Source organism: Bacillus sp. YBsi01 (genome assembly GCF_038406745.1).
Lineage (GTDB): Bacteria > Bacillota > Bacilli > Bacillales > Bacillaceae > Bacillus > Bacillus siamensis.
The window spans coordinates 2,322,162-2,348,440 of record NZ_CP151679.1; the positions used below are offsets into that span (position 1 = coordinate 2,322,162).

Annotated in this window: 30 protein-coding genes; 7 read left to right on the forward strand and 23 right to left on the reverse strand. The window is 47.5% G+C overall.

The window, feature by feature from the left end; translation table 11 throughout:
- Window positions 1–9: 9 nt before the first annotated feature.
- From AADZ70_RS11600 to AADZ70_RS11610, 3 genes are all read right to left on the reverse strand, one after another.
- Entirely contained in the window at window positions 10–750 is a 741-nt protein-coding gene (locus AADZ70_RS11600) for a carboxylesterase (protein ID WP_016937913.1), read from the reverse strand.
- A 118-nt stretch (window positions 751–868) separates the two neighbouring features.
- Window positions 869–1,099 (reverse strand): preprotein translocase subunit SecG, encoded by a 231-nt coding sequence (gene secG / locus AADZ70_RS11605; protein WP_013353627.1) that lies wholly within the window; start codon window positions 1,097–1,099, stop codon window positions 869–871.
- Window positions 1,100–1,220: 121 nt separating this feature from the next.
- Complete coding sequence (locus tag AADZ70_RS11610) at window positions 1,221–1,409, reverse strand: helix-turn-helix transcriptional regulator (RefSeq protein ID WP_101605598.1); 189 nt, start codon at window positions 1,407–1,409, stop codon at window positions 1,221–1,223.
- 195 nt (window positions 1,410–1,604) lie between these two features.
- On the opposite strand from AADZ70_RS11610, the gene AADZ70_RS11615 reads away from it, so the two are divergent.
- The 3 genes from AADZ70_RS11615 (at window position 1,605) to AADZ70_RS11625 (ending at window position 2,870) form a co-directional block, all read left to right on the forward strand.
- Window positions 1,605–2,015 (forward strand): helix-turn-helix transcriptional regulator, encoded by a 411-nt coding sequence (locus tag AADZ70_RS11615; RefSeq protein WP_045925948.1) that lies wholly within the window; start codon window positions 1,605–1,607, stop codon window positions 2,013–2,015.
- Window positions 2,016–2,039: 24 nt separating this feature from the next.
- Entirely contained in the window at window positions 2,040–2,471 is a 432-nt protein-coding gene (locus AADZ70_RS11620; protein ID WP_095241326.1) for a helix-turn-helix transcriptional regulator, read from the forward strand.
- A gap of 81 nt (window positions 2,472–2,552) precedes the next feature.
- The gene (locus AADZ70_RS11625; RefSeq protein WP_016937909.1) at window positions 2,553–2,870 is read left to right on the forward strand and encodes a winged helix-turn-helix transcriptional regulator; all 318 of its coding nucleotides are present in this window, start codon (window positions 2,553–2,555) and stop codon (window positions 2,868–2,870) included.
- Between the two features lie 83 nt (window positions 2,871–2,953).
- On the opposite strand, the gene AADZ70_RS11630 is transcribed toward AADZ70_RS11625, so the two are convergent.
- The 9 genes from AADZ70_RS11630 to AADZ70_RS11670 all read right to left on the reverse strand — a co-directional run bounded on the left by AADZ70_RS11630 (window position 2,954) and on the right by AADZ70_RS11670 (window position 10,800).
- On the reverse strand, window positions 2,954–4,357 hold the full coding sequence (locus AADZ70_RS11630) for a HAMP domain-containing sensor histidine kinase (RefSeq protein ID WP_342007072.1): 1,404 nt from the start codon (window positions 4,355–4,357) through the stop codon (window positions 2,954–2,956).
- Complete coding sequence (locus AADZ70_RS11635; RefSeq protein WP_016937907.1) at window positions 4,348–5,010, reverse strand: response regulator transcription factor; 663 nt, start codon at window positions 5,008–5,010, stop codon at window positions 4,348–4,350. The genes AADZ70_RS11630 and AADZ70_RS11635 overlap by 10 nt, the downstream gene beginning before the upstream one ends.
- 21 nt (window positions 5,011–5,031) lie before the next feature.
- On the reverse strand, window positions 5,032–5,805 hold the full coding sequence (locus AADZ70_RS11640) for a lantibiotic immunity ABC transporter MutG family permease subunit (protein ID WP_342007073.1): 774 nt from the start codon (window positions 5,803–5,805) through the stop codon (window positions 5,032–5,034).
- Window positions 5,802–6,536 (reverse strand): lantibiotic immunity ABC transporter MutE/EpiE family permease subunit, encoded by a 735-nt coding sequence (locus AADZ70_RS11645; RefSeq protein WP_342007074.1) that lies wholly within the window; start codon window positions 6,534–6,536, stop codon window positions 5,802–5,804. The genes AADZ70_RS11640 and AADZ70_RS11645 overlap by 4 nt, the downstream gene beginning before the upstream one ends.
- Window positions 6,533–7,246, reverse strand: coding sequence for a lantibiotic protection ABC transporter ATP-binding protein (locus tag AADZ70_RS11650; RefSeq protein ID WP_045925946.1), 714 nt, complete (start codon window positions 7,244–7,246; stop codon window positions 6,533–6,535). The genes AADZ70_RS11645 and AADZ70_RS11650 overlap by 4 nt, the downstream gene beginning before the upstream one ends.
- A gap of 110 nt (window positions 7,247–7,356) precedes the next feature.
- Entirely contained in the window at window positions 7,357–8,034 is a 678-nt protein-coding gene (locus tag AADZ70_RS11655) for an ABC transporter permease (protein WP_099743844.1), read from the reverse strand.
- Between the two features lie 18 nt (window positions 8,035–8,052).
- A complete protein-coding gene (locus AADZ70_RS11660; RefSeq protein WP_231595069.1) occupies window positions 8,053–8,946 on the reverse strand; it encodes an osmoprotectant ABC transporter substrate-binding protein in 894 nt (297 codons plus the stop codon).
- A gap of 38 nt (window positions 8,947–8,984) precedes the next feature.
- Entirely contained in the window at window positions 8,985–9,638 is a 654-nt protein-coding gene (locus AADZ70_RS11665) for an ABC transporter permease (protein WP_342007075.1), read from the reverse strand.
- A 16-nt stretch (window positions 9,639–9,654) separates the two neighbouring features.
- Window positions 9,655–10,800, reverse strand: a complete 1,146-nt coding sequence (locus AADZ70_RS11670; RefSeq protein WP_342007076.1) for a betaine/proline/choline family ABC transporter ATP-binding protein — start codon at window positions 10,798–10,800, stop codon at window positions 9,655–9,657.
- Window positions 10,801–11,085: 285 nt separating this feature from the next.
- Between AADZ70_RS11670 and AADZ70_RS11675 the strand changes: the two genes are divergently transcribed.
- On the forward strand, window positions 11,086–11,619 hold the full coding sequence (locus AADZ70_RS11675; RefSeq protein WP_003151660.1) for a GbsR/MarR family transcriptional regulator: 534 nt from the start codon (window positions 11,086–11,088) through the stop codon (window positions 11,617–11,619).
- A 32-nt stretch (window positions 11,620–11,651) separates the two neighbouring features.
- Here the strand turns inward: AADZ70_RS11675 and opuCD are convergent, their stop codons facing one another.
- The 4 genes from opuCD to opuCA are packed head-to-tail and all read right to left on the reverse strand — an operon-like array spanning window position 11,652 to window position 15,088.
- Window positions 11,652–12,326 carry a glycine betaine/carnitine/choline/choline sulfate ABC transporter permease OpuCD gene (gene opuCD / locus AADZ70_RS11680; RefSeq protein ID WP_342007077.1) on the reverse strand — a complete coding sequence of 225 codons (675 nt, stop codon included), beginning with the start codon at window positions 12,324–12,326 and terminating at the stop codon, window positions 11,652–11,654.
- Between the two features lie 17 nt (window positions 12,327–12,343).
- Entirely contained in the window at window positions 12,344–13,237 is an 894-nt protein-coding gene (gene opuCC / locus AADZ70_RS11685; protein ID WP_342008061.1) for an osmoprotectant ABC transporter substrate-binding lipoprotein OpuCC, read from the reverse strand.
- Between the two features lie 37 nt (window positions 13,238–13,274).
- A complete protein-coding gene (locus AADZ70_RS11690; protein ID WP_047477185.1) occupies window positions 13,275–13,928 on the reverse strand; it encodes an ABC transporter permease in 654 nt (217 codons plus the stop codon).
- A gap of 20 nt (window positions 13,929–13,948) precedes the next feature.
- Window positions 13,949–15,088 (reverse strand): osmoprotectant ABC transporter ATP-binding protein OpuCA, encoded by a 1,140-nt coding sequence (gene opuCA, locus AADZ70_RS11695; protein WP_016937896.1) that lies wholly within the window; start codon window positions 15,086–15,088, stop codon window positions 13,949–13,951.
- Window positions 15,089–15,348: 260 nt separating this feature from the next.
- Here opuCA and AADZ70_RS11700 point away from each other — a divergent pair, with 260 nt between their 5' ends.
- Window positions 15,349–15,906 (forward strand): GbsR/MarR family transcriptional regulator, encoded by a 558-nt coding sequence (locus AADZ70_RS11700; protein WP_045925937.1) that lies wholly within the window; start codon window positions 15,349–15,351, stop codon window positions 15,904–15,906.
- A 21-nt stretch (window positions 15,907–15,927) separates the two neighbouring features.
- On the opposite strand, the gene AADZ70_RS11705 is transcribed toward AADZ70_RS11700, so the two are convergent.
- Window positions 15,928–16,560, reverse strand: coding sequence for an NAAT family transporter (locus AADZ70_RS11705; protein WP_014471043.1), 633 nt, complete (start codon window positions 16,558–16,560; stop codon window positions 15,928–15,930).
- A 412-nt stretch (window positions 16,561–16,972) separates the two neighbouring features.
- Between AADZ70_RS11705 and AADZ70_RS11710 the strand changes: the two genes are divergently transcribed.
- Complete coding sequence (locus tag AADZ70_RS11710; protein WP_061573640.1) at window positions 16,973–17,668, forward strand: zinc ribbon domain-containing protein; 696 nt, start codon at window positions 16,973–16,975, stop codon at window positions 17,666–17,668.
- Window positions 17,669–17,708: 40 nt separating this feature from the next.
- Here the strand turns inward: AADZ70_RS11710 and AADZ70_RS11715 are convergent, their stop codons facing one another.
- A complete protein-coding gene (locus AADZ70_RS11715) occupies window positions 17,709–19,487 on the reverse strand; it encodes a hypothetical protein (RefSeq protein ID WP_342007078.1) in 1,779 nt (592 codons plus the stop codon).
- Window positions 19,488–19,619: 132 nt separating this feature from the next.
- Here AADZ70_RS11715 and AADZ70_RS11720 point away from each other — a divergent pair, with 132 nt between their 5' ends.
- The gene (locus AADZ70_RS11720; protein ID WP_045925934.1) at window positions 19,620–20,081 is read left to right on the forward strand and encodes a GNAT family N-acetyltransferase; all 462 of its coding nucleotides are present in this window, start codon (window positions 19,620–19,622) and stop codon (window positions 20,079–20,081) included.
- A 30-nt stretch (window positions 20,082–20,111) separates the two neighbouring features.
- Here AADZ70_RS11720 and eno read toward each other — a convergent pair whose 3' ends face one another.
- The 5 genes from eno to gap all read right to left on the reverse strand — a co-directional run bounded on the left by eno (window position 20,112) and on the right by gap (window position 26,259).
- Complete coding sequence (gene eno, locus AADZ70_RS11725) at window positions 20,112–21,404, reverse strand: phosphopyruvate hydratase (protein WP_007409956.1); 1,293 nt, start codon at window positions 21,402–21,404, stop codon at window positions 20,112–20,114.
- 28 nt (window positions 21,405–21,432) lie between these two features.
- Complete coding sequence (gene gpmI / locus AADZ70_RS11730; protein WP_016937891.1) at window positions 21,433–22,968, reverse strand: 2,3-bisphosphoglycerate-independent phosphoglycerate mutase; 1,536 nt, start codon at window positions 22,966–22,968, stop codon at window positions 21,433–21,435.
- Window positions 22,961–23,722, reverse strand: coding sequence for a triose-phosphate isomerase (gene tpiA, locus AADZ70_RS11735; protein ID WP_016937890.1), 762 nt, complete (start codon window positions 23,720–23,722; stop codon window positions 22,961–22,963). Before tpiA ends, gpmI begins: the two co-directional genes overlap by 8 nt.
- Window positions 23,723–23,746: 24 nt before the next feature.
- On the reverse strand, window positions 23,747–24,931 hold the full coding sequence (locus tag AADZ70_RS11740; protein WP_016937889.1) for a phosphoglycerate kinase: 1,185 nt from the start codon (window positions 24,929–24,931) through the stop codon (window positions 23,747–23,749).
- 320 nt (window positions 24,932–25,251) lie between these two features.
- The gene (gene gap / locus AADZ70_RS11745; protein ID WP_016937887.1) at window positions 25,252–26,259 is read right to left on the reverse strand and encodes a type I glyceraldehyde-3-phosphate dehydrogenase; all 1,008 of its coding nucleotides are present in this window, start codon (window positions 26,257–26,259) and stop codon (window positions 25,252–25,254) included.
- Window positions 26,260–26,279 lie beyond the last annotated feature (20 nt).

Genomic DNA, 26,279 nt, shown 5'->3' on the forward strand with positions numbered 1-26,279 from the left:
TCCTGTTTGTTACCAATCGAGTTTCTCTAAAAATTCGTACACATCCTGATGAACGAGGTCCCGTTCTTTGTCCAGCGTAATGACATGTCCTGACTCTTCATACCATTTCAGCTGTTTGTCGTCCGTTTCCACCTCGTTGTAAATGATGTCTGCACTGTCTGTGTTAATCATATGGTCATGCCGTGCCTGAACCACAAATGTCGGGGAATAGATCATGTCGACGTTTTTGCGCACATCGGCAATCAGCTCCTGAAGCGATTTGAGCGTATTCATCGGCGTTTTTTCAAACTCCTTCATTTCCTTTTCAATCTGCTCCGGCTGTTTTCCTTCGAATTTTTTATAATTGCGCGCGTAGGAGAGAACTCCTTCGTACATAACCTCTTCACTTTTAATGTGCATCGGAGCACACATAGGAACAATTCCCTTTATGGGTACAGTGTAACCCAATTTCAATGAAAAAACCCCGCCAAGCGACAGTCCGCAGGCCGCAATGTTTTCATAGCCTTCAGATTGTAAATATTCATACCCGTCCATGACGTCTTTCCACCAATCTTCAGGTCCCGTATGTACCAGCTCTTCCGGCGGAACGCCGTGCCCTTTATATTGAGGCGCGTGACAAGTGTAGCCGCGCTCATTTAAGTAGCGGCCGAGCATTCTGACGTCTGCCGTATTTCCCGTAAACCCGTGCAGCAGAAGCACCGCCTTGTCTCCGCCTTTAAATGTAAATGGTTTTGGTGTCACAATTTTCATGCTCATAACCCCTTTTTTGCACATTCAATTTAGTTTTCCACAGTTTTGCGAGAAACAAACGCCGTCTCTCAACAAGAAAAAGGCCTGATATTAAATCAGACCTTATACAAACATTGCCTTATACGATATACGCCAGCGAAATCGTCAACACGAAAAACAAGACTGCCAGCACAACGGTTGTGCGGTGAAGAATCAGATCAAGGCCCCTTGCTTTCTGTTTTCCGAAAAGCTGCTCCGCCCCGCCTGAAATCGCACCCGATAAACCGGCGCTTTTGCTGGATTGAAGCAATACGACAATAATAAGTGCAATACTGACGATAACCAATAAGGTAATCAATAAAGTGTGCATCCCATACACCTCCAGACTGACTGGCCTACATTGCTTCTATTTTACATGAAAAGCAAAGGCATGTCACGCCGTATCGGTGCACATCATGTCAGAAAAACGGAAATGCAATTTGAATCTTTCATCACTGTTGACTTTTGTCAACAAAATCGTAGTAAAAAAGATCTTCAAACTTCATGTCAAAGTAATAGAGCATCTTTCCGATGACCAGCTGGCCCGGCCTCCGCTCTCCATTCAGTACACGGCTCAGTGTGGCGGGAGATATTCCGATCTCCAGGGCGAGCTGGTTTAACGAGTAGTCATTATTGACCATATACTGCAGCACATAATCTCTTCTGATCTGTATCTTTTCGACCACTTTCTTCACCTTCCGTTCTGTCAAATACTTTCTTTCTTATACATAAGATACGGCTTTTGTTAACTTTTGTCAATACTTTTCCAGCCTGACTATTCCCTTTAGTCAATAAACATACTAGAATATAATTAGACCGCGGGAGGGGGAGAGACTGTGGAAAGCTTCGGGAAACAATTACGGACATTGCGGGAAAAACGGCATCTGACAGTGAACCAGCTGGCAACGTATTCAGGCGTCAGCGCCGCGGGAATCTCGCGGATTGAAAACGGCAAACGCGGGGTTCCGAAACCTGCAACCATTAAAAAGCTCGCAGATGCGTTAAAAATCCCGTATGAGGAATTGATGCAGACGGCGGGATACATAGAGACCGTTCAGGAAACGAGAGCCTCATACGACACAGGCTGCACCTTGCTGGAAAAAGCCGAAACGTATGAGCTGGATGATTTATCACTTTTGGAGCGGGAGAACTGGCGGCACCTGTCGAAAGAAGACTTGGTTCTGCTTGATAAATACTTTGCATTCTTGTCAGCGGAAGCCAAAAAAAGAAAAAATGAAGACTCATGACTTTGCACATGTGAGGCGATCTTATTGAACACATTCGGAAAGCAATTAAGAGAGCTGCGCCGCGCCCGGAAGCTTACCGTCAATCAGCTTGCCGTCTATTCCGGCGTCAGCTCGGCGACCATTTCCAGAATTGAAAACGGGCACCGCGGCATTCCTAAACCGGCGACCATCAAGAAATTGGCGGACACATTAAAAATTCCGTACGAAGAGTTAATGGCGCGGGCCGGACACATCAAGGCATTTCAGGAGGAAATCCGCGAAACATCCGAAAGCTATCAATCCATCCGCGCCATCTATCAGACCGCCGTTGACAGAGGCGCGGAGCATCTGCCGCTGTTTGACAGCAAAAAGTGGCAGCACTTCACAAAGGAAGACATTGAAAGCGTCAGCAAATACTTTGATTTTATCGCGGCTGAAGCGAAAAAGCGCTCCCAAGATTCCTCATCCTCTTTTTGATCCTCTCCTCAACTTAACAAGCGCCAGACGTACGTTCCCTCTGATTTTGCGGTATAATAGCAGAAGACGAGGTGAAAAAGCATGAACCAATCAGAAATGTGCCCCAGATTCGAAAAAGCGGTCGACATCCTAAGTAAACGCTGGGTGGCTCTAATCGTCTTTCAGTTATTGAACGGACAGCAGCGATTTAGCGAAATTGAAGCGGCGCTTCCGAATTTAAGCGGAAGAGTCTTGTCAGAACGTCTGAAAGAACTTGAAACAGAAGGTGTGATCAAACGGGATGTTATCCCCGAAACGCCTGTCCGTATTGAGTATTCTTTAACGAAAAAAGGCTGCGCATTAGCCCCTATTTTAGAGGAAATTTCCAAGTGGTCTTCAACATGGATTGATCCTTCCTGATAAACGCTTTTCCGCATAAGCGGCTGATCTCTCAAACGGACAGCCGTTTTCATTTTGCCTTTCTTAAACAGGAAAACAAGCCCTCATGCGTGCAGGGCTTGTTTTTGTCTGATGCCTTCCAGCGGAATTCGGATTTCCGCACGGGCTCCGCCAGACTCTTGATTTTCAAGTATTAATTCGCCGTGGTGAAGATGCACGACATGATGGGCGAATGTAAGCCCCATGCCGTGATGCCCCGCCGAATGTCTGCTTTTATCCTCCGTGTAAAAAAGCTGTGTCGCCCTTTTCAGCGCTTCCTGTGAGAACCCGCTTCCGCTGTCAGATACGGCAATACTGAGTGCGGTATCGGTGCATAGGACGTCCACACGGATTTCTCCTCTTTCCGGCGTATAGTCGACGGCATTCGCCGCGATATTCATGACCGCCCTGCGAAGCAGTTCTTGATCAATCGGCGCTTCTTTTCGGTCAATGCCCCGCTCTCTGAGGACGAGATCAATCTGTTTCGGCCCCGCAAGCGCCGCTGCGTCACGATATATGTTTTGAGCCCACTCTTTGAGATCGGTATATTCCAGATGAACGGCAACTGCCCCCTCCGCTTTAGAAAGCTGAATCAGCTGCCCGACATATTGCTCGATTTTGTTTCCGGCATCAAGGATATACTGCGTGTATTCCGTCTGTTCCTCATCAGGTTCTGTTAACTGAAGCAGCTCGGCATTTCCTTTAATGATCGTTGCCGGAATTTTAATATCATGCGCAAGCGCGCCGATCTGTTCCTTCTTTATCCGCTCCGCCTCCCATTGCGCAGCCAGAGATGCCTGAAGCGCGTCTTTCATTTTCAGCAGAGAGTCAATGACATCGTCAAATTCCTTTATGCGCGGCCTTTTTGGATTGATATTTAAATTCTGTTTTTGAATGCTTGCCGTAATGGAGCTGAGTGTGCTGAAATGCCGTCTCAGCTGATTGGCGAATCGCGTCGTCACGATAAACACAGTTAAAAGAAGCAAAGTGATCAGAACCGCAAGACCCGTCCATTCATAATTCGGCAGATAGCGCCTTAGCAGCGGCGACTGAAATTCCGACCTGAGTGAATATTGGAGAACGCCGTATTCATTTTTCCGATCAACCACCATGAATCCTTTTTGAGCATAATTAAAATACGGCTGGTGCTGGATCTTTTTTCTGGCGCTGGCCGCGTCTTTTTCCGTCATCGTTCCTTTCGTCATCCGCTTTGTTTTTTTATCAAAAACGGCGTATGTCATACCGTCGGGGATCATTTCTTCTGTTATCTTTTCCGCCGATTTCAGGCGGGGCTTGATCTGTTCCGCCTCATGCTCGCTGTAATTTGCCGGCAGGATCGCTCCGGCATTCAGGGCAATGGCATTTAAGGCGACGCATAATGCCGCCACCCCCATCGTGCTCAGACACAGCGTGATGGTAAATTTGACAAGCTCTTTGCGGATGCTGGATTTTCCTTTTGCTATTCCCATTTGTATCCGACACCCCACACCGTTTTGATCGGATCAGCCCCGTGTTCTTTACATTTTTTCCGGATGGTTCTGATAAACTCCGTAATGGTTGAATAGAGCGCATCGCCGTCCAAGCCGTACACTTCCTCGTAAATCTGCTCCCGTGAGAATGTTCTGTTTTTATGCTGTGCCAGAAATTCTACGATTTTATATTCGTTTTTCGTAAGAGGCAGTTTCCGGTCATCAAACCATACTTCTTTATTGTCAAAATCAAACATGAAGCCTGATATCAGACGTTTTGTCTGACGCTTTTCCCGCTGTTCCCTTCTGACATGAGCGTTTACCCTTGCCATCAATTCCTGTACGCCGAACGGCTTTGTGATGTAATCATCAGCGCCTGTCATGAGGCCTTTCACAATGGATTCTTCGTCAGACTTTGCCGTTAAAAACAGGATCGGGCTGTCCACCAGCGGCCGAATCCTCCGGCAGAGTTCAATCCCGTCGGTTCCGGGCATCATGACATCAAGAAGAATCAAATCATAGCCTTGAAAAAAATCCAATGACTGATCTTCCGCTTTTTCCAGAATCGTTACTGTATGCTGATCACGCTGTAAAATGTTTCTGATCAGAACGAGAATATCTTTTTCATCATCTACCGCTAAAATGTTTGCCACCGGCCGAATCGCTCCTTGCCTTTATTCATATGAACGCCGCCCTTCCCATCTTCTGCACCAATGGAGGCCGGCCAGACATAATATCACTATAGAAAAATATAACATTATTTCTCCGAATCTCATATCGTATCTCACATAAGGGAGGAACTCTTTTTTGACTTTGTCAAAATGCAGCAGTCCTGCAAGGCCCGACAGCCGCACGCTCCATGCCCACGGGAAAAAACGCCAGATGACATCGCCCAACCCCGTATTCATCAGCGCCGCCATTAATAAACCCGCTCCCCCTAAAAGCCCGGACGGTCCCATGCCGTACTGTATGCCGACAAAAAAAGAAATCATATAAAGCGGAATACTGCCGGCAATCAGCCACGCCCCTCCCTTTAAAAAGAGAAAGTACGGAAGGTCATTGATGTGAAGAACAAATTTCATCCCCGCCAAATAAAGACAGATGGCAAGACCTATCGATAACACATTCAAGAGCAGCAATAGAAGCAGCTTGCCCGCAAAACTGACGATTTTCGAATGCGGAACCGCCAGCATCATCTGAAAATAACCCGCCTGTTCCTCGACGGAGGCAGACATGCCGCAGACAATACTGATGATTAAAGGGTATAAAACGGCAATCACGTTGAAGAAGACGCTGTACAGCACATAAGGCTCCTGAATCCTTCCATACATCATATATAACAGGAAAAATCCCGCGCATACGGCCGGCGCCGCAACATGCATCCATATGAACGGCGTGCGCTTCATTTTTAATACATCGGCCCACATATATCGTAAAAGCACGGTCATGACCGGTTTCCCCCTTTTGCAAAAGGCACGGCGGAAATCAAACTTATTGCGATAAAAGAAAGGATAGAAAGAATAATAGCCGGAAAGATCACGTTTCCGTTTAATAAGCCGCTGTCTGCGGGAAGCGGAATTCCGTTCGGATGGATCCCGAGAATCGGTGACATCACCCGGACTGACCAGCTCCACGGACTCAGCCACCACAATGAACCGGACGCCGGCACAATACCCAAAACAAAGGCGGCAATCATATTCACGAGAATGACTGCCGTAAACCCGAACTGTCTGGCAATCCATAAGCACAATGGGATTTCCCAAAGCGTCGTCAGCCATAAAAGGGAGCCCGCTTCAACGCCTTTCAGCTGCAGCGCAGCAATTCCCGGAAACACAAGGCCAAGTAAAAACATGATGATGAAAAAGACGATTTGCGACAGGAGTGAATACAGCGCGATCAAGCTTATTTTTGAGAGCCATATGCTTTTTAAGTCTGCCGGCAATGAGTACACCGCGCGGTCGTTCGCAGATTTTTTCTCTTTTTTAACAGATAAACCGCACATTAGAGCAATCATGAGCGGCATGAAAATAACCGCCCACCAATTGAACGTGCCCGTCATAAAATAGGCGGCATTCAGCAGAAAAGAAAAAGCCGTGTTCAGAAGCGGAATCAGAATGATGAGCTTTCTGATAAATGTTCTTTTAGATGTAAGGTGTTCCGCCTGCATGTACTGAATCATTTTCCTGTCCCCGCTTTCTCCCGTGTTGATTTGACTACCTCCAGAAACAGCTGCTCCAGATCGTCTTCCCGGCTGATTTCTCCCTGATATCCCAAAACACCGTCACTGATGATTCCGATATGGTCTGCGATCTGCTCCACTTCTGATAACAGGTGGCTTGATAAAATCACCGTCATTCCCTGTCCGGGCAGGGAGCGGATAAATTCCCGCAAATCCTGAATCCCCATCGGGTCCAATCCGTTTGTCGGCTCGTCAAGAATTAAGAGCGACGGACGGTTGACTAATGCCAACGCAATGCCGAGACGCTGTTTCATTCCCATGGAAAATTGGCCGGCGCGCTTTTTTCCGGTTCCCGTTAATCCCGTGATTTCCAGCACCTCCGCAATTCTTGAATCAGGAAGCCCGAGCATCACGCAGCGGACTTTCAGGTTTTCAGCGGCTGTCAAGTTGCTGTAAAGCGGCGGCGCTTCAATCAGGGAACTGATCTTTTTCAAATCTTCGCGCTTCCATGGATGCCCGTCGAACAGAACCTCGCCGGATGTTTGCTGCAAGATGCCGGTCAATATTTTAAGAGTCGTTGATTTTCCGGCGCCGTTCGGACCGAGCAGGCCGTATATACTGTTGCGCTTAACCGATAGAGACACATCAGCCACTGCCTGTTGTCTGCCGAATGATTTTTGCAGCTGTCTCGTTTCTAAGATGTTGCTCATATGATTACCCCTCTGCTTTGTTATTTGATATGTAAGACTTTACAGCGCAGTTATCAAAATTTAATCAAGAAATCAAAAAAAGCATCCTTCACGCGGAAGAATGCTTTTTTTCATGAGGCTGAGCGTACGATCAGCTTTCTTTTTTGTTTTTTCACAGGGCTGAGGGCTCGTTCCAGCCACGCCATCAGCAGGTCTGCGGCTACCGCCATCAGTGCGGTCGGAATGGCGCCCGAAAGAATAATGGCGGTTCCGTTTGTCGCGTTCGAGCCTCTGACGATCATATCCCCGAGACCGCCTGCGCCGACGAAGGTGCCGATTGCCGTGATGCCGATCGCAATGACGAGCGCCGTTCGAAGACCCGCCATAATGACGGAAAGCGCAAGCGGCAGCTCCACCATGCGGAGCACTTGATATTTCGTCATGCCCATCGCTTTTCCCGACTCAAGATAAGCGTGATCAATATTAATAATGCCCGTGTGCGTATTCCTGAGAATCGGCAGCAGTGAATACAGAAACAAAGCCGTGATGACCGTATTGGCGCCAAGTCCCATGACAAGCATCAGGACGGCGAGCATCGCCAGCGCCGGAACGGTTTGAATCACGTTCGCCACAGCAAACACCCAGCCGGAGAGACGCCCGTGCCTTGCTGTCACAATGCCGGCCGGAATGGCGAAAGCGGCGGCGAAAACGACGCCGTACGCCGACATGAGAAAATGCCGCCAGCACTCATACAGAACATAGCTGCCGTTTTGAGCGTAATACGTAAACAGCTCTTTCAGCGTGTCCATCCGCACATCTCCTTTCCGTTATTCAAAGTAATGATGTTTTTCTAAAAATTCCTTTGCCACGACGGACGGCTCTTTTAATTGGCCGTCGACTTCGTAATTCATTTTCTGCATCATCTTCGTATCAATCGCGCCGATCATTTGATTGATCACGCCTTCCAGCTCGGGATGCTCGTTTAATACACGTTTCGGAACGACGGGTGAACAGTCGTACGGAGGAAAGAACCGCTTATCATCTTTCAGCGTTTTCAGTCCGTAAGCAATGATTCTTCCGTCGGTGGAATAAGCGAGCGCGATATCCATCTTCCTGCTTTTCAGCGCGTCGTAAACGAGGCCGATCTGCATCGGATACGTGCCTTCAAATGACATTCCGTATGTGTTCATAAAATCCTGATATCCGTTGCCTCTCAGCTTCATCCAATAGTTATCAACGCCGAATTTCAGATGAGACGCCTCTTTTTTGACATCGGATACCGTTTCTAAATGGTATTTGCGGGCAAGCTGTCCGGAAACGGTAAAGACGTATGTATTATCAAAGCCGTAGGAATCAAACCATTTCATGTCATATCTGTTCTGAAATTCACGCTGAACGAGCCGCAAAGCTTTATCCGGGTCTTTTTCCGGCTCCATACGAAGCGTGCCCGTCAGCGCGTCCCCCGTATAGCGCGTGGCGGCGATATCAATATCACCGTTTATCAAGGATTGCTGCTGTACGGCGTTGGAGCCGAGATTTTTAATAACGGTTGTTTTCAAATCGCTGTGATGTTCGATCATCTGTCCGAGCATGCTCGCGATGATTTCTGATTCGGTCATGCTTTGCGCCCCGATTTTGATGGTATCCTCCGACGCGGCGCTCAATCCCGGAAGCGAACAGCCGCCAAGGAGCAGCACGCCGATACAGGCGAATGCGAGCAGCCGTTTTTTGCATCTATTCCCCACGAGAGATCTCCTCCTTATGAAGCATTTTTTATGTCCTTCAGCCCGTCAGGCGTGACTTTCCGTTCTGTCATCCCGAGCATGCAGTCAACGGCGGCCGCTAACATCGTGACCGGAACGGCGCCGGCGATAATATACTCCGGCTGATAAAGGTTCAAGCCGATAAAAATGTAATCCCCCAGTCCGCCTCCGCCGATAAAGGAGGCAAGCGTCGCCCAGCCGATCAAATAAATCGCGGACGTCCGGATGCCCGCCATGATGACCGGGGCGGCAAGCGGGAGCTCTACAAGCCTGATCTGCTCCCATGCGGTCATGCCGATCCCTTTTCCCGATTCAAGAAGATGCCGGTTGACACCGAGGATTCCCGTATACGTGTTTCTGAGAATCGGCAGCACGGAATAGAAAAACAGCGCCGCAATGGCTGGGACCTTTCCCACGCCTAAAAGCGGAATAAAAAATGCGAGAATGGCAAGGCTCGGCAAAGTTTGGATGATATTGACGATGCCGATGACTGTGCCGGCGCCTCTTTTCATCCTCGTCAGCAGGACGCCGAGCGGAACGGCGGCGAGAATGCCCGCCATGACGGCGATTAATGAGATGTACAAGTGCTCCCATGTTTTATAAAGCAGTTCTGCACCGTTTGTCTGTAAAAATTGCATGGTCTGATTCATATCAATTGAAGCCTCCTCATGACATCACCGCGAGCTCTTTCTCTTCTCCCCAAATGGAGTCATAGACGATGTCAACGAGACTTGCCCTTGTCACGATTCCCGTTAAACGGCCGGCTTCATCAATGACGGGCACAAATTTCATGCCTCTTTTTAAAATTTTATGGACGGCGTCGCGAAGCAGGGTGCCGCTTCTGACCGTGTATAGATCGCGCTCGAGCACTTCCGCGACGGTTGCCGCCTGTCTTCGTTTGCGGCCAATCATTTCCACATCGACATAACCTTGGAGAACGTTCTTCTCATCAATGACGAGCAGCGAATCCACCCGCTCGGCGCGCATCAGCTGAATGGCGGCTGACAGCGTTTTCTCAGGTGTTACCGTCACAGGAGCGGAATTCATGATCTGCTCCACCCGTTCAATATCAGGGCTGGATGATTGAATCAGCCGTTCTTTGCCGATAAACTCCTCGACAAATTCATTCGCCGGAAATCGGAGAATGTCATCAGGCGTTCCGGCTTGGACGATTTCTCCCGCTTTCAGAATGACGATTCTGTCCGCAAGTTTGATGGCTTCGTCCATATCATGGGTAACAAATACGATGGTTTTATGTAAGGTTTTTTGCAGTTTTTTAAATTCTTCCTGAAGGGAATCTCTCGTAATCGGGTCAAGCGCCCCGAACGGTTCATCCATTAAGATAAGCGGCGGCTCTGCGGCAAGTGCCCGTAATACACCTATTCGCTGCTGCTGTCCTCCGCTCAGTTCATGAGGGTAACGGTCTAAATATTCAGGCCCCATATCAACGAGCTTTAAAAGCTCCCGCGCCCGTTCCTTCCGTTCTTTTGCAGGATGTTTTAAAAGTTTCGGAACGAGGGTAATGTTCTGCTGAATGGTCATATGCGGAAACAGCCCGATCTGCTGAATGACATAGCCGATGCTTCTTCTGAGTTCCACCGGGTCTTGTTCCATAATGTTCCGGCCCTCTATCAGGATTCTGCCTTCCGTCGGTTCAATTAAGCGGTTGATCATTTTCATCGTCGTCGTTTTCCCGCAGCCGCTCGGTCCGATAAAACAAATAAATTCGCCCTTAGCGATATTCAGATTGATGCTGTTGACGGCTTTTTTTCCGCCTTTATACGTTTTCGAGACATTTTCTAATGTCAGCAAACACTCACACCTCCATGATTAAGTTTATTCAATTTGTTAAATTTGTATTTAACTTTTCAGACAATTGAATGTTTCCCATTATAAATTAAACTTTATAAATAAAAAAGTTTACAATTTGTCCATATTATATATAAAGGTTGTGTAAGCACTGATTTACCCGTATTGACCGGCAAAGTTCTTCTTATTGCTCCGAATTACTGCCAAATTCTCTCGGAAGAGCATTTCCGCCGGTTTAAAAATATGGTATATTGACATCGGAATTGCTGACTGAAAGGATTGAAACTGTTGGAGAAAGATCCGTTACACGTAATCGAACAAGCCGAAGATCATTTAATAGAACGAATCGCTGAAAATATGCATACATTCGGGATGCCCGCGACGGTGGGACGCATTTTAGGCATTATTTATATGAACCGCAAGCCGATGACCTTAACTGAATTATCAGAAGCGACCGGCATGAGCAAAACGAGAATGAGCCAGGCCGTCCGTGAAATGCTTGACGTCAATCTGGCGGAAAAAGTGTTTGAAAAAGGCGTCCGCAAAGATTTATACGACGTCGAGCAGGATTATTACCAAACCTTTATTACGCTGTTTACGGCCACATGGAGCAAGGTCGTCAGCAAAAATAAGATGATGCATAAAAAGCTGAACCGCGAACTGACGGCCGTTCTTGAAAACGGCGTGCCGGAGGAAGCTGAGGAAAAAATCAATGAACTGCTGAAAGAATTAAAGGATTGGCTGGATTACTACAATTGGATCAGCCGCCTGATCGAGTTTTTCGAAAGCGAAGAAATTTTCAAGCATGTTCCGAAGCCATAAGAAAAAACGCCCTGACCCGCAAGGCGTTTTTTTCATGCCGCATTCGGCGCTTTGGTTCGTTTTTTCTTTCTCCCCGGGCTCAGCGCCCGCTCCAGCCACGCCATCACAAGATCTGCGATAACTGCCATCAGCGCTGTCGGGATGGCGCCGGCTAAAATAATCGCGGTTCCGTTCGTGGCGTTTGAGCCTCTGACAATAATGTCACCGAGTCCGCCAGCGCCGACAAACGTACCGATTGCCGTAATGCCGATCGCGATGACGAGCGCCGTCCGCAGCCCCGCCATGATGACGGAGAGCGCAAGCGGCAATTCCACCATGCGAAGCACTTGAAATTTGGTCATGCCCATCGCTTTTCCCGATTCAAGATAAGCGTGTTCAATGCTGGCGATTCCCGTGTACGTATTCCGGATGATCGGAAGAAGCGAATATAAAAACAGCGACAAAATCACCGTATTGGCGCCGAGCCCCATGACAAGCATCAGCACCGCGAGCATCGCAAGCGCCGGCACGGTCTGAATCACGTTTGTCACCGCGAATACCCAGCCGCTTAATGTTCTGTATCTGGCAATGAAGATGCCGAGCGGAATCCCAACGACCGCCGCAAATAAAACGCCGTATACCGACATGAGAAAATGGCGGTAAAACTCCTGAAGCACATAGGCGCCGTTTTGAGAATAATAAGTGCCGAGCTGCTGCAGCACTTCCATTTGCCCCACCTCATTTCTTATTCAAAATAATGATGTTTCTCCAAAAATTCTTTAGCGACGACGGACGGTTCTTTCAGCTTGCCGTCCACCTCGTAATTCAATTCCTGCATCGTTTCCGTATCGATTTTGCCGATCAGTTTATTCACAATGCCATTCAGTTCCGGATGCTGTTTCAGCACGCTGTCGGGGATGACCGGCGAACAGTCATACGGCGGGAAAAACTGCTTGTCGTCTTTTAAAATTTTCAGATCGTACGCTTTAATCCGTCCGTCCGTTGAATAGGCGAGGACGGCATCCATTTTCCCGTTTTTCACGGCATCGTATACAAGTCCGATCTGCATTGGATAAGTTGTGCCGAATTCATAGCCGTACGTGTCGGTGAAGCCCTTATAGCCGTCGCCTTTTCGTTTCAGCCACGCATTGTCTACACCGAGCTTAAATTGATCCGCATACTTCTTAATATCTGATACTTTGTCTAAATGGTCTTTTTCCGCAAGCTCTTTCGTGACGGTAAAAGCGTATGTGTTTTCAAATCCGTAGGAATCAAACCATTTGTAATGGAAGCGTTTCTCAAATTCTTTCTGCACGATGGATAATGCTTTTTTCGGATCTTTTTCCGCTTCCATGCCGAGGGTGCTCGTTAAGTCAGTTCCTGAGTAGCGCGTCGCGGCGATATCGATTTCACCGCCGAGCATCGCCTGCTGCTGGACATAGTTTGATCCGAGGTTTTTAATTAATGCCGTATTCAAATCTGTATTGTGCTCAATCATCTGTGCGAGCATATTGGCGATAATTTCTGATTCCGTCATGCTTTGCGCCCCGATTTTAATCGTATCATCGGAAGCCCCGCTCAGCCCGGGAAGGGAACAGCCGCCTACAAGCAGAGCAGCCGACAGCGCCAGCGCGCACATCCATCTCTTTAGGTTTCTTTTCAAAACAGCCAACTCCTTATGATACTTCCTTCAGTCCTTTCAGCCCTTTCGGCGTCACCTTCCGTTCCGTCGCCGCCAGCAGATAATCGATGATAATGGCTAAAATGGTGACGGGCACGGCGCCGCCGATAATATATTCAGGCTGATAGAGGTTCAGGCCGATAAAAATATAGTCTCCGAGCCCGCCGCCCCCGATAAAGGAAGCAAGCGTCGCCCAGCCGATCAGATAAATGGTGGATGTGCGGATGCCCGCCATGATCACCGGAACCGCAAGCGGCAGTTCCACAAGCCTGATCTGCTCCCAGACCGTCATCCCGATGCCTTTTCCCGATTCCAGCAGATTTTTGTTTACGCCTTGAATGCCGGTGTACGTGTTCCGGAGAATCGGCAGCACCGAATAGAAAAACAGCGCGACGATCGCCGGCAGCTTTCCCACCCCTAACAGCGGGATAAAGAATGCCAGTATCGCGAGACTCGGCAAGGTCTGCACAATGTTGACGGCGCCGATGACAGCGCCTGCGCCCTTTTTCATTCTCGTCAGCCCCACTCCGAGCGGAACGGCGACGAGAATGCCTAATATGACGGCGATGATTGAAATATATAAATGCTCCCACGTTTTATATAAAAGCTCTCCGCCGTTCGTCTGCAAAAACTTGATCATTTCATTCATTGTAAGCGTTCCTCCCCTTGTCAGCCTGTCACCAGCTGGTCTTCCTCGCCCCAGATTGAATCGTAAACGATGTCGACAAGGCTCGCTCTCGTGACAATCCCGACCAAATGCCTTTGTTCATCAACGACGGGTACGTATTTCATTCCGCGCTTTAAAATTTTGCGTACGGTATCGCGGAGGAGCGTCCCCTGTTCGACCGTATACAGATCAGAGCGGAGCACGTCGCCGACGAGGCTTGCTTTTTTCCGGTTCTGATCAATGATTTCGACATCTACATATCCTTGCAGCACATTCAGGTCATCAACGACAAGCAGGGAATCGACCCGGTGCTCCCGCATCACCTGTATCGCCTGCGAAAGCGTTTTGTCCGCCGTAACGGTGACGGGCTTTTTGTTCATCATTTGCTCGACGCGTTCAATGTCAGGTCTTGATTGCAATAACCGTTCTTTGCCGATAAATTCTTCGACAAACTCATTAGCCGGATTTCGGAGGATGTCATCAGGAGTGCCGGCCTGAACGATCTCTCCCGCTTTTAAAATGACGATCCGGTCAGCCAGCTTAATAGCTTCATCCATGTCGTGGGTTACAAACACAATCGTTTTATTCAGTGTTCTTTGCAGTTTTTTGAATTCTTCCTGAAGCGAATCACGTGTAATCGGATCAAGCGCTCCGAACGGTTCATCCATGAGAATAAGGGGAGGTTCCGCTGCCAGGGCGCGCAGCACGCCGATTCTCTGCTGCTGTCCGCCGCTCAGCTCATGAGGATAGCGGTCTAAATATTCCGGGCCCATATCGACGAGCTTCAAAAGCTCCCGCGCCCGTTCCTTCCGCTTTTGTTCCGGCCATTTCAGCAGTTTCGGCACGAGGGAAATGTTCTGCTGAATGGTCATGTGGGGGAAAAGTCCGATCTGCTGAATGACGTAGCCGATTTTCCGTCTCAGCTCCACGGGGTCCTGCTCCATGATGTTTTCGCCATCGATAAAAATCTTTCCTGATGACGGCTCAATCAGTCTGTTAATCATTTTCATCGTCGTTGTTTTTCCGCAGCCGCTCGGCCCGATAAAACAAATAAACTCGCCTTTTTCGATATTTAAATCAATGCTGTTGACGGCTTTTTTTCCGCCTTTATAGATTTTTGATACATTTTCTAATCTCAGCAATCCGTGCACCTCCGAAGGATTCCGTTATTTTTCTGAAAAGTATAATCTTTATTATAAGATGAAGTTTATAAAATAAAAAGTTTACAATGTGTCTAAATTATATATAATATACGTATTATTTGATGTTATCCCGCTGACAACGGGGACGTTCTTACAATCGCTCCGGAAAGCTCGCATATCCTGCCGCATCATCTTTTTCAACAACTGTAAAAAATATGATATATTGTCAGCATGAAAAGCCAGTGAAGGGATGATCAGCCGTGGAAAAAAACGCTCTTGATATCATCGGTCAAGCTGAAGAGCATCTCATTGAGAGAATCGCCGAGAATATGCATACATTCGGAATGCCGGCCACACTGGGGCGTGTGCTCGGTATTATTTATATGAACCGAAAGCCGATGACGTTAAATGAGCTGTCAGAGGCGACCGGCATGAGCAAAACGAGGATGAGCCAGGTGGTCCGCGAGATGACCGATGCCAATCTGGCTGAAAAAGTGTTTGAAAAAGGCGTTCGGAAAGACCTTTACGACGTGGAGCGTGATTATTACCAGACGTTCATCTCCCTGTTTACGGCAAATTGGACAAAGGCGGTCAGCAAAAATAAAATGCTGTATAAGAAGCTGAACCGTGAGCTGACTGAGCTTCTGGAATCGGAAAACCTCAGTCCCGAAATTGAAGAAAAAGCCCGTCAGCTTTTGAACGAACTGACGGACTGGCTCCATTATTATGACTGGCTGAGCCGTTTGATAGAATTTTTTGAGAGTGAAGAAGTGTTTCAGCATGTGCCGAAAATAGAAAAAAGCAGCGCCCGCAGATAACCGGGCGCTGCTTTTTTTAAGTCAGGAAACCAATATCGGGAACATGCCTTTCAGACCGGCGCCGATCATGCCGATCGCCACTACCGCCAAAATCAAACCCATCAGCCGGGTAATCACGTTCATTTCGGTTTTCCCGAGCTTGTTGCTGATGAAAGAAGAATAGTGAAAGAAGATGAACGTCATCGCGATGACGGCCGCAATACCGATCAGCACGCTGATGTAATGGAAGATGCCGCCGTGGCCGGCCGACAGACTCATTACCGTCGCAATCGTACCGGGACCGGCGATAATCGGAATCGACAGAGGCGTCACGGAAATATCCGCTTTCTCCTTGCTTTCCCCCTTCTCTTCATGATGAAGGGACTGTACATGTGATTGTTTCGCGTTCAAAAGATTATAAGCGATGCCGAAAATAAAAATACCGCCCGCGATACGCAGGGCATGAATATTAATGTCAAACAGTTTAAAGATCAGATGGCCGAAGATTAAAAATGCCGCCAAGATGATAAACGACAGCACGGACGCCTTGCGTGCGATCGCTGTCCGTTCTTTCTCCGGGTAGCCCTCTGTCAGTGAAAGAAAAATCGGCACGTTTCCGATGGGGTTGGACACTGCAAACAGGGAAATGAAGACATGAATGATAAATGAAAACATGCGTACCTCCTTATGACTTGCCGTTGTGATTTATGTTTTGTTTTCCGCTGTTTCTTATGCATGATTTTTACCCCGGTGCCTGCTTCTTGTAACCTCAGCCGGCCGATCTGGAAACAGAAAAAAACCGCCCTTACAGGACGGTTTTTTCCGTTTGCTATCTCCATAAGCCTTTTCCGAATTTCAACAGCCGATAAAGCATTTTTAATTTTTTTAGCATCAGTTAATTTCCTCTATCACCCTGATCAATACTCTCGTTAAAAATTCTACCATAATGGGTACTTTTTCTCTATTATCAAATAATAGAGAAAGTGAATAGTATATCTTTAGAAATCTCCGTTACATCCGCCCTATTTTCTTTTATAATGTAAATATTGAACAAAATCCCTATATTACATGTAAAAGGAGTTTTAGAATGTATTGTCCTCAATGCGGCCATCATACAGATGGCGGAAAGTTTTGTGAAAAGTGCGGTGCGCCCCAGCCCAACCAGACCGGTTCAGGCCAAATGCAGGCCGGCGCCGCTGCTAAACAGGCTTCAAAGCAATTTGCCTTATTCGTGCTTAATGTGTTAAAGAAACCGTATCAGACATGCAAAACGACAGGCAGTGAACAGCTTGTCAGCAGCATAATCAACATGGTGCTTTTCTGTCTGATAACGCCGATTATGATGTATATTCTCTTATCAGACGGCTTTCGTGACGTCAGTTTTACCGCGGTTGTGATCAAACCGGCGCTTACCTTTGCAATATGTGTTTTCTGCCTGTATCTCTTGATTTTTATCGCATTGAAGGCCGGCGGCGCGCAGGTGTCATTTAAAGATTCGCTGTCCAGATTCGGGGCGTTTTTGATTCCGTTTACGGCTATTTTGCTTCTTGCACTCATTTTTATGCTGATGCACACAACCGTTTGCTTTACCATTCTGGCTGTCGGTCTTTTAGGAGCGGCGTTTGCCGTGCCTCCGCTCATGCTGGCGAGCTACCAGCATCAGCTCACGGCTAAAGCGGATATCACTTATGCTATTATCGTCATCTATTTCATCATTTGCGTAACATTTCAATTCACGATCAAGCATTACACAAAAGAACTTATGAATTATCTTTTCTTTTAAAAACGAAAACCCCCGCCGCCTGATTGGCGCGGGGATTTTTTTATTGAATGGATGTTAAATAAATTCTTCCGTCTTTCACCACGCCGCCATACGTCCAATTAAATGTTCTGAGCTTCGGACTGCCGCCGGCTTTCGTAATATAAAACTCCTCATACGTATGAATCGTCAGATGGGAGCCGTTCTGCGAAAAGCTTTTTACATTCACTTCATTAAATACTTCTGTCGTTCCCTCGCCGTATAGTTTTTTAACCAATTTTTGCTGATCAGCATACAAAGGGCTTCCCTCTTCCAAATTGCCCGCCATGATGGCGAAATTGTTCAGGCTGACGGCGCTTGATTGATTTGTCAGGTAATCAACCATAAACGATGTGACTTGTTCATTCGTGAGGCTGCCTGAAGCTGCCTTTCCTTTGGATGACGCCCATGCGGATGTGTAGGTTTTCGGCTGGTCGTTTTTTATTTTTTTCACATTTGCCCCAGAAGAATCTGAGGCAGGGTCAGCTTTTTCGAAAACCCATTTTTTATGTTTTGTATCATATGACAGTATATAATGAAAGCTCGGTTCAGCCTCTTCCATATCAGGCTTCGTATTCCCGTCGAAATAAGCAGACTCATGAAGCTCTTTACCCGTAACAGTTACTTGCCAGCGGCCGTTCTCTTGTGAAATCGCAAATGAATCCAGATCAAAGCTTGTCTCTTTATACTGATCCTTCAAAAAAGTGCCGGAACTCTTCATGCCGGAAACCACTTCTTTCGTCTGCTCCTTCCACGCTGAACCAGCCTCTGTCATCTTATCCGTATTTCCGTCTGCCATCGCTTTTGTATACTGCTTCGTTGTTTTGACAATCGTGTCCATGATTGTTTTTTGTGTATCTTGATCGGGAATTAGCGTTAATTCCATATCAGTGCCGTTGATCGGAACATCGGCAGTTTTTGTTTCCCCCCAAGGAAAATCAGCCTCCACGGCGGCTGTCATGGAGCCGTCAGTTAAGAGCGGGCCGTATGTAACGGACTTAAAAGGGTCTTTATGGACGGACTTGCCGTTTATCAGCAGATCGCCTTTCGCGTTTTTGAAGCTGTCTGCCGGAGTGAACGTCACATCCTCGGCGTCTAACGGCAGGTCAAACTCAACATTCCGGCTTCCGGCTGCCTCCGCCTCTTGCTTTTTGACAACGTCAACCGTATCATTTTGAAGCTTGGCTTCCGCCGTATAGACACCGGGTGCATACGGGCCGAATGTTTGGGTTTCATCGGCTTTTTTGACCGTACCGGTTTTCTCGCTGTTGATGTAAAGATCGGCGCCTTTATAATTACTTGTGATGCGGAAATAAACTGGATCGACTTTCAGTTCATAATGGTCGAACAAGAGAAGGGTTTTTCCCTCTTTTTTGACATATACCGCATCTTTTTCAGATGAATTGCCGCGAAGCGATTCCAGCAGTTCACCGTGTTTCTTTGCGTATGCAAGGAGCGGTTTGACATTGGTCTCATTCAGCTTCATTTTTTTATCTGAAGGGGTGAGAAGGGCTGCGAGCTTTTTCGTGTCCCCGTCATGAACCGCCTGTTCGAATTGATCCGTGAGCCTTTTTTCAGATGTCAGCCAGGCTCCGGTTTTATATGCGGCAATCAATAAGATCAGCGCTGCGGCGATGCCTCCCCATAGGAAGAGCGTTTTTTTAGGGATCGGCTTTCTCGGCTGTGATGCGGATTCAGCCGCCTGCCGCTCCAGCCGGCTTCCTTTCCCGATCGGCTTTCCGCATTCTTTACAGAAATGCGCCTCTTCATTATTCTGTCGGCCGCAATATTTACAAAAAAACATGACTTTCCTCCTATTCAATCTGCAAAACTTGTATAACTTTTCCTATGTTTCATATTTTATAATAAAGTAGAATGATTTTGGAGTTATTTTGAAAAAATAGCTGCCGATCACAATGAAGGAGGAGAAACGGACATGCAAAAACTGAGCATCCGAAAAGCGGCAGAGCGGGATGAAGCGCTGTATGAACTATTGCTGCTGGCCGATCCGTCGAGGGAAATTGTCGATGATTATCTTGCCAGAGGCGAATGCTATACGGCTTGGACGTCAGACGAGCTTGCAGGGGTCTTCGTCCTTTTAAAAACAAGACCAAAAACGGTGGAAATCGTCAATATTGCGGTAAACGAATCAATGCAGAACAAAGGCATCGGCAGAAAGCTCTTAGAAGAGGCCTTGAATAAGGCAAAACAAATGGGAGCAGTGACTATTGAAATCGGAACGGGCAACTCCAGTATAGGCCAGCTTGCCCTTTACCAAAAATGCGGCTTCAGACTCCAAGCCATCGACCATGATTTTTTCATCAGGCATTATGAAGAGGAGATTTTCGAAAACGGGATACAGTGCCGCGATATGGTAAGGCTTTATGCAGACATATAAAAAAACCTCCCCTTGGGGAGGTTTTTTCGATTACTTATTCAAGTTATAGAAAGAGTTGATACCGTGGTATTGAGCAGTTTCAGCCAACTGATCTTCGATGCGAAGAAGCTGGTTGTATTTCGCAACACGGTCCGTACGGGACGGAGCACCTGTTTTGATTTGTCCTGCGTTCGTTGCCACAGCGATGTCAGCGATTGTGCTGTCTTCAGTTTCACCAGAACGGTGAGAGATAACGGCAGTGTAGCCTGCGCGTTTCGCCATTTCGATCGCATCGAATGTTTCAGTCAATGTACCGATTTGGTTTACTTTGATCAGGATAGAGTTGCCTACGCCGTTTTTAATACCTTCAGCAAGCTTTTTCGTGTTTGTAACGAAAAGGTCGTCACCGACAAGCTGAACTTTTTTGCCAAGACGCTCTGTAAGAAGTTTGTGGCCTTCCCAGTCGTTTTCGTCAAGTCCGTCTTCGATAGAGATGATTGGGTATTTAGAAACCATTTCTTCATACCAGTCAACCATTTCAGCAGATGTTTTCACAACGCCTTCGCCAGACAGATGGTATTTGCCGTCTTCTTTGTTGTAGAACTCAGAAGATGCAGCATCCATAGCAAGTTTCACTTCTTCGCCAGGTTTGAAGCCGGCTTTTTCGATTGCTTCAACGATTGTTTGAAGCGCTTCTTCGTTAGAACCAAGGTTCGGAGCGAATCCGCCTTCGTCACCTACAGCTGTGTTCATGCCTTTAGCAGAAAGAACTGATTTCAGGCTGTGGAAGATTTGAGCGCCCATGCGAAGCGCTTCACGGAAGTTAGGCGCGCCTACAGGCATAATCATGAATTCTTGAATGTCTACGTTGTTGTCAGCATGCTCTCCGCCGTTTACGATGTTCATCATCGGTACAGGAAGCGTTTTTGAGTTGAAGCCTCCAAGGTACTGATAAAGAGGGATCTGTAAGAAATCAGCAGCTGCGCGCGCACAAGCCATAGATACGCCAAGGATAGCGTTCGCACCGAGTTTGCCTTTGTTTTCAGTTCCATCAAGCTCGATTAAAAGCTGATCGATTGCGTTTTGTTCTGTTACGTCAAAGCCGAGAAGCTCTGGAGAAATGATTTCGTTTACGTTGTTAACAGCAGTTAACACGCCTTTTCCAAGGTAACGGTCTTTGTCGCCGTCACGAAGCTCAACCGCTTCGTATTCGCCTGTAGAAGCTCCGCTTGGCACTAATGCGCGGCCGAAAGCTCCTGTTTCTGTATATACTTCTACTTCAACTGTCGGGTTGCCGCGGGAGTCAAGGACTTCGCGTGCATAAACATCAACAATGTATGGCATGAGTTTTGTCTCTCCTTTTGATTTCAAATTATTTTTGAATTAAAGATGTTCCGGTCATTTCTTTCGGTTTTTCAACACCGAGAAGGTCTAATAACGTTGGTGCGAGGTCGCCTAGGATTCCGCCTTCGCGCAGCGTCACGCCTTCTTTCGTCACAATGACAGGGACTGGATTTGTCGTATGGGCAGTGTGCGGTTCGCCTGATTCTGTAATCAGAATATCTGCATTACCGTGATCAGCGGTAATGATGGCATGCCCGCCTTTAGCGATGATGGCGTCAACCACTTCGCCTAAGCACTCGTCCACTGCTTCAATTGCTTTAATCGTCGGTTCGACCATTCCGGAGTGGCCGACCATGTCAGGGTTTGCAAAGTTCAGGATGATCGCGTCATGCTTGTCAGCCGCGATTTCTTTTACAAGAGCATCCTTCACTTCATACGCACTCATTTCAGGCTTCAGGTCATATGTCGCAACCTTCGGCGAGTTGATAAGGATGCGCTCTTCGCCCGGGAATTCTTCTTCGCGGCCGCCGCTCATAAAGAACGTAACGTGCGGATACTTTTCAGTTTCTGCAATGCGAAGCTGTTTTAACCCGTGCTGTGCTAATACTTCACCAACCGTATTGTCAAGGTTTACCGGTTTAAAAGCCACATATCCGTCAACAGATTCACTGAAGTGAGTCAGGCAGACGAAATACAGGTTTTTCGGATGATGTTCACCGCGGTCGAAATCGCGGAAATCTTTGTTGGTAAACGTGTTCGAAATCTGGATGGCGCGGTCAGGTCTGAAATTATAGAAAATCACAGAATCGCCGTCATGAATTTTCGCAACGGGTTCACCGTTTTCTTTTGTGATAACGGACGGGATGACGAATTCATCATGAATGCCGTTCGCATAAGAATCGTCAACTACATCCATCGCGCTGCGGTAAGACGGGCCTTCGCCGTAAGCCATTGCGCGGTACGCTTTTTCTACACGGTCCCAGCGTTTGTCGCGGTCCATGGAGTAGTAGCGTCCGGAAATGCTGGCGATTTCACCGACACCGATTTCTTCGATCTGCTCATTCAGCTGCTGAATGTAAGTTTTCGCAGTTTGCGGACCTACATCGCGGCCGTCGAGGAAACCGTGGATATACACCTTCGTCAGCCCTTCACTTTTCGCAAGCTTCAGCAGCGCGAATAAATGATTGATGTGACTGTGTACGCCCCCGTCAGAAAGAAGGCCGAACAGGTGCAGCGCTTTGTCGTTGTCTTTCGCGTTTTTGATGGCGTCAAGGAACGTTTGATTGCGTTCGAATTCGCCTTCGCGGATGGCAACGTTCACGCGTGTTAAGCTTTGGTACACAATACGTCCTGCGCCGATATTCAAATGTCCGACTTCAGAGTTCCCCATCTGTCCTTCAGGCAGTCCGACTGCTTCGCCTGATGCCGTCAGCGTCTGATGAGGGTATTGGTTCCAATAACGGTCGAAATTCGGTTTTTTCGCTTGTGCGACTGCATTTCCGACTGTTTCATTGCGTAATCCGAACCCATCAAGAATGATGAGTGCAGCTGGTTTTTTACTCATATTGACCTTCCTCCAATAATTGAACGAATGACTGCGGTTCAAGGCTTGCGCCGCCGACCAAAGCACCGTCAATATCGGACTCTGCCATATATTCTTTAATATTTGCAGGTTTTACGCTGCCGCCGTATTGAATGCGGAGCTTGTCAGCAGTTTCCTGGCTGAAGCTTTCAGCAACGACTTTACGGATATGCGCGCAGACGTCGTTAGCATCTTTCGCTGTAGAAGATTTGCCTGTTCCGATTGCCCAGATTGGCTCGTACGCAATAACGGAAGCAGCAACTTGCTCTTCAGAAAGACCCGCAAGACCTTTTTTCACTTGATCGGCAACAAGATCATTTGTTTTTCCGGCTTCGCGCTCTTCAAGCGTTTCACCTACGCAAATGATCGGCACAATGCCGTGTTTGAAAGCGGCATGCGCTTTTTTGTTAACAGTTTCATCTGTTTCAGCGAACATTTCACGGCGCTCAGAGTGGCCGATGACACAGTATTCCACGCCAAGGTCTTTCAGAGCAACCGGGCTGATTTCGCCTGTGAACGCACCGTTTTCTTCAAAATGCATGTTTTGGGCGCCGACTTTTAAGTCAGTTCCTTTAACAGCAGAAGTCAGCTTTTCTAAGAAAAGTGCTGGTGCGCAAACAACGGCTTCCGCTTTGTCTGCTGCTGGAATGGAAGATTTCACTTCTTCAACGAAGCTGACAGCCTCGCCGAGTGTTTTGTTCATTTTCCAGTTACCGGCTATAATTGGTTTTCTCATCTGTTCCACTTCCTTATAGCAGTTTTATTTATCGTTCAGTGCAGCTACCCCTGGAAGCTCTTTGCCTTCCATAAATTCAAGGGATGCGCCGCCGCCTGTTGAGATGTGGCTCATTTTGTCAGCAAGGCCGAATTTTTCAACGGCTGCCGCAGAGTCTCCTCCGCCGATGACAGAGTATGTATCATTCGCCTCTGCCAATGCTTCTGCAACCGCTTTTGTGCCTTGAGCGAACAAGTCGATTTCGAATACGCCCATCGGTCCGTTCCACACGACAAGTTTGCTGTTTTTGATGACGTCAGCGTACGTTTCGCGTGTTTTCGTACCAATGTCGATGGCTTCTAAATCACTTGGAATCTCAGAGATCGGCACGATTTGAACGTTTGCATCGTTAGAGAAATCATCAGCAACGAGAACGTCTTCCGGCATATAGAATTTAACGCCTTTTTCTTTCGCGCGGTCCATGAATGATTTTGCAAGCTCGATTTTATCTTCTTCAAGAAGAGATTTACCGACTTCATAGCCAAGCGCTTTAACGAATGTGTAAGCAAGACCTCCGCCGATGATCAAGTTGTCCACTTTATCAAGCAGACTTTCGATGACGCCGATTTTGTCTTTTACTTTCGCTCCGCCGATGATTGCCGTAAACGGGCGCTCAGGATTTGTCACGGCTTTGCCGAGAACGTCAAGCTCTTTTTCCATCAGGAATCCTGCAACCGCCGGCAGATGCTCGGCAATTCCGGCTGTAGATGCGTGAGCACGGTGGGCAGCACCGAATGCGTCATTGACATATACATCCGCAAGCTCAGCAAATGCTTTAGCAAGCTCAGGATCATTTTTCTCTTCGCCAGGGTAGAAACGTACGTTTTCCAATACAAGAACGTCTCCGTCCTTCATATCAGAAATTTGTGCTTTTACAGCATCACCGTAAGCTTCATCTGCTTTTTTCACTTCTTTGCCAAGCAGTTCGCCTAAGCGTGCAGCGACAGGAGTTAAACGAAGCTCCTCAACCACTTCGCCTTTCGGGCGGCCTAAGTGGCTCGCAAGAAGGACTTTCGCGCCTTGGTCTGCAAGATGTTTGATTGTCGGAAGCGCAGCGCGGATACGAGTATCGTCTGTTACTTCCCCGTCTTTCATTGGAACGTTAAAGTCAACGCGGCAGAATACGACTTTGCCTTTTACGTCGATGTCTTTTACTGTTTTTTTATTCATGCCTTAGGAGATCCTCCTTCAAAATGGTTTGCATAGCACGAAAAACGTGAAACGTGAAACCGCCTTATGATGCTTCCGCCGCGGGGCAGATTGCAGCTTCCGGGCACGGGGCAGATCGTCTTCTGAGCCAGGGCAGGCGGCCAGAAAACGAAAGTGCCGCTGAAACTGCAAAACGCGGACGTTCTGCAGCAATCCGGCGCTTTCTGAAAGCCGGTTCTCATGGAAAAAGGGAAAGGGAGTCCGTCCCCTTCCCTTGTCCGCTTTCATTATAGCGTTTCTGTCCGAAAGAACCAAGTCCGGCCCTTTCCGGGAGCTATGAATTAAAGACCTTGTTTTGCGATGTAAGCTGCAAGGTCAACAACGCGGTTAGAGTAGCCGCTTTCGTTATCGTACCAAGAGATTACTTTTACCATGCTGCCTTCCATAACCATTGTAGAAAGAGCATCGATTGTAGAAGAGTTAGCATTGCCGTTGTAGTCTCCGGATACTAATGGCTCTTCGCTGTAGCCAAGGATTCCTTTAAGATCGCCTTCAGCCGCTTCTTTAAGAGCTGCGTTTACGTCTTCAACCGTTACGTCTTTGTTAAGTTCAGCAACTAAGTCAACAAGAGAAACGTTTGGAGTCGGCACACGCATAGCTCCGCCGTTCAGTTTGCCTTTTAGTTCAGGAAGAACTAGAGAAACTGCTTTAGCAGCACCAGTTGATGTTGGGATGATGTTTTCAGCTGCTGCACGCGCACGACGGTAGTCTTTGTGCGGAAGATCAAGGATTTGCTGATCATTTGTGTAAGAGTGAACAGTTGTCATCATACCGCGTTTGATGCCGAATTTGTCGTTAAGTACTTTTGCAAACGGCGCAAGGCAGTTTGTTGTGCAAGATGCGTTAGAGATAACATCGTGGTTAGCTGCATCGTATTTATCTTCGTTAACACCCATAACGATTGTGATATCTTCTTCGTTAGCAGGTGCAGAGATGATGACTTTTTTCGCGCCGGCTTCTAAATGTTTCGCAGCGTCTGCGCGTTTTGTGAAGAAACCAGTAGATTCAACTACGATTTCAACGCCTTGTTTGCCCCAGCTGAGTTTCGCAGGATCGCGCTCAGCAGAAACTTCGATTGTTTTGCCGTTAACAACAAGGTTGCTGCCGTCAACTTTAACTTCTGCGTCTAATTTTCCGTGTACGGAATCATATTGTAAAAGATGAGCAAGCATGTTAGCGTCTGTTAAATCGTTAACCGCCACTACCTCAACTTCAGGATTGTTTAATGCTGCGCGGAATACGTTACGTCCAATACGACCAAAACCGTTAATACCGACTTTTACTGCCATGATTATTTCCTCCTTTTAAT

Coding starts and splice junctions, on each gene's coding strand:
- AADZ70_RS11665 (WP_342007075.1), bottom strand. CDS start 9,638: ATGAATCAGACCATGCAATTTTTACAGACAAACGGTGCAGAACTGCTT.
- AADZ70_RS11630 (WP_342007072.1), bottom strand. CDS start 4,357: ATGGGAATAGCAAAAGGAAAATCCAGCATCCGCAAAGAGCTTGTCAAA.
- AADZ70_RS11715 (WP_342007078.1), bottom strand. CDS start 19,487: ATGTTTTTTTGTAAATATTGCGGCCGACAGAATAATGAAGAGGCGCAT.
- eno (WP_007409956.1), bottom strand. CDS start 21,404: ATGCCATACATTGTTGATGTTTATGCACGCGAAGTCCTTGACTCCCGC.
- AADZ70_RS11740 (WP_016937889.1), bottom strand. CDS start 24,931: ATGAATAAAAAAACAGTAAAAGACATCGACGTAAAAGGCAAAGTCGTA.
- AADZ70_RS11690 (WP_047477185.1), bottom strand. CDS start 13,928: ATGAATGAAATGATCAAGTTTTTGCAGACGAACGGCGGAGAGCTTTTA.
- AADZ70_RS11625 (WP_016937909.1), top strand. CDS start 2,553: ATGAACCAATCAGAAATGTGCCCCAGATTCGAAAAAGCGGTCGACATC.
- AADZ70_RS11650 (WP_045925946.1), bottom strand. CDS start 7,246: ATGAGCAACATCTTAGAAACGAGACAGCTGCAAAAATCATTCGGCAGA.
- AADZ70_RS11645 (WP_342007074.1), bottom strand. CDS start 6,536: ATGATTCAGTACATGCAGGCGGAACACCTTACATCTAAAAGAACATTT.
- opuCC (WP_342008061.1), bottom strand. CDS start 13,237: ATGTGCGCGCTGGCGCTGTCGGCTGCTCTGCTTGTAGGCGGCTGTTCC.
- opuCD (WP_342007077.1), bottom strand. CDS start 12,326: ATGGAAGTGCTGCAGCAGCTCGGCACTTATTATTCTCAAAACGGCGCC.
- tpiA (WP_016937890.1), bottom strand. CDS start 23,722: ATGAGAAAACCAATTATAGCCGGTAACTGGAAAATGAACAAAACACTC.
- AADZ70_RS11705 (WP_014471043.1), bottom strand. CDS start 16,560: ATGTTTTCATTTATCATTCATGTCTTCATTTCCCTGTTTGCAGTGTCC.
- AADZ70_RS11720 (WP_045925934.1), top strand. CDS start 19,620: ATGCAAAAACTGAGCATCCGAAAAGCGGCAGAGCGGGATGAAGCGCTG.
- gap (WP_016937887.1), bottom strand. CDS start 26,259: ATGGCAGTAAAAGTCGGTATTAACGGTTTTGGTCGTATTGGACGTAAC.
- AADZ70_RS11655 (WP_099743844.1), bottom strand. CDS start 8,034: ATGGACACGCTGAAAGAGCTGTTTACGTATTACGCTCAAAACGGCAGC.
- secG (WP_013353627.1), bottom strand. CDS start 1,099: ATGCACACTTTATTGATTACCTTATTGGTTATCGTCAGTATTGCACTT.
- gpmI (WP_016937891.1), bottom strand. CDS start 22,968: ATGAGTAAAAAACCAGCTGCACTCATCATTCTTGATGGGTTCGGATTA.
- AADZ70_RS11600 (WP_016937913.1), bottom strand. CDS start 750: ATGAAAATTGTGACACCAAAACCATTTACATTTAAAGGCGGAGACAAG.
- AADZ70_RS11640 (WP_342007073.1), bottom strand. CDS start 5,805: ATGACCGTGCTTTTACGATATATGTGGGCCGATGTATTAAAAATGAAG.
- AADZ70_RS11710 (WP_061573640.1), top strand. CDS start 16,973: ATGTATTGTCCTCAATGCGGCCATCATACAGATGGCGGAAAGTTTTGT.
- AADZ70_RS11610 (WP_101605598.1), bottom strand. CDS start 1,409: ATGGTCAATAATGACTACTCGTTAAACCAGCTCGCCCTGGAGATCGGA.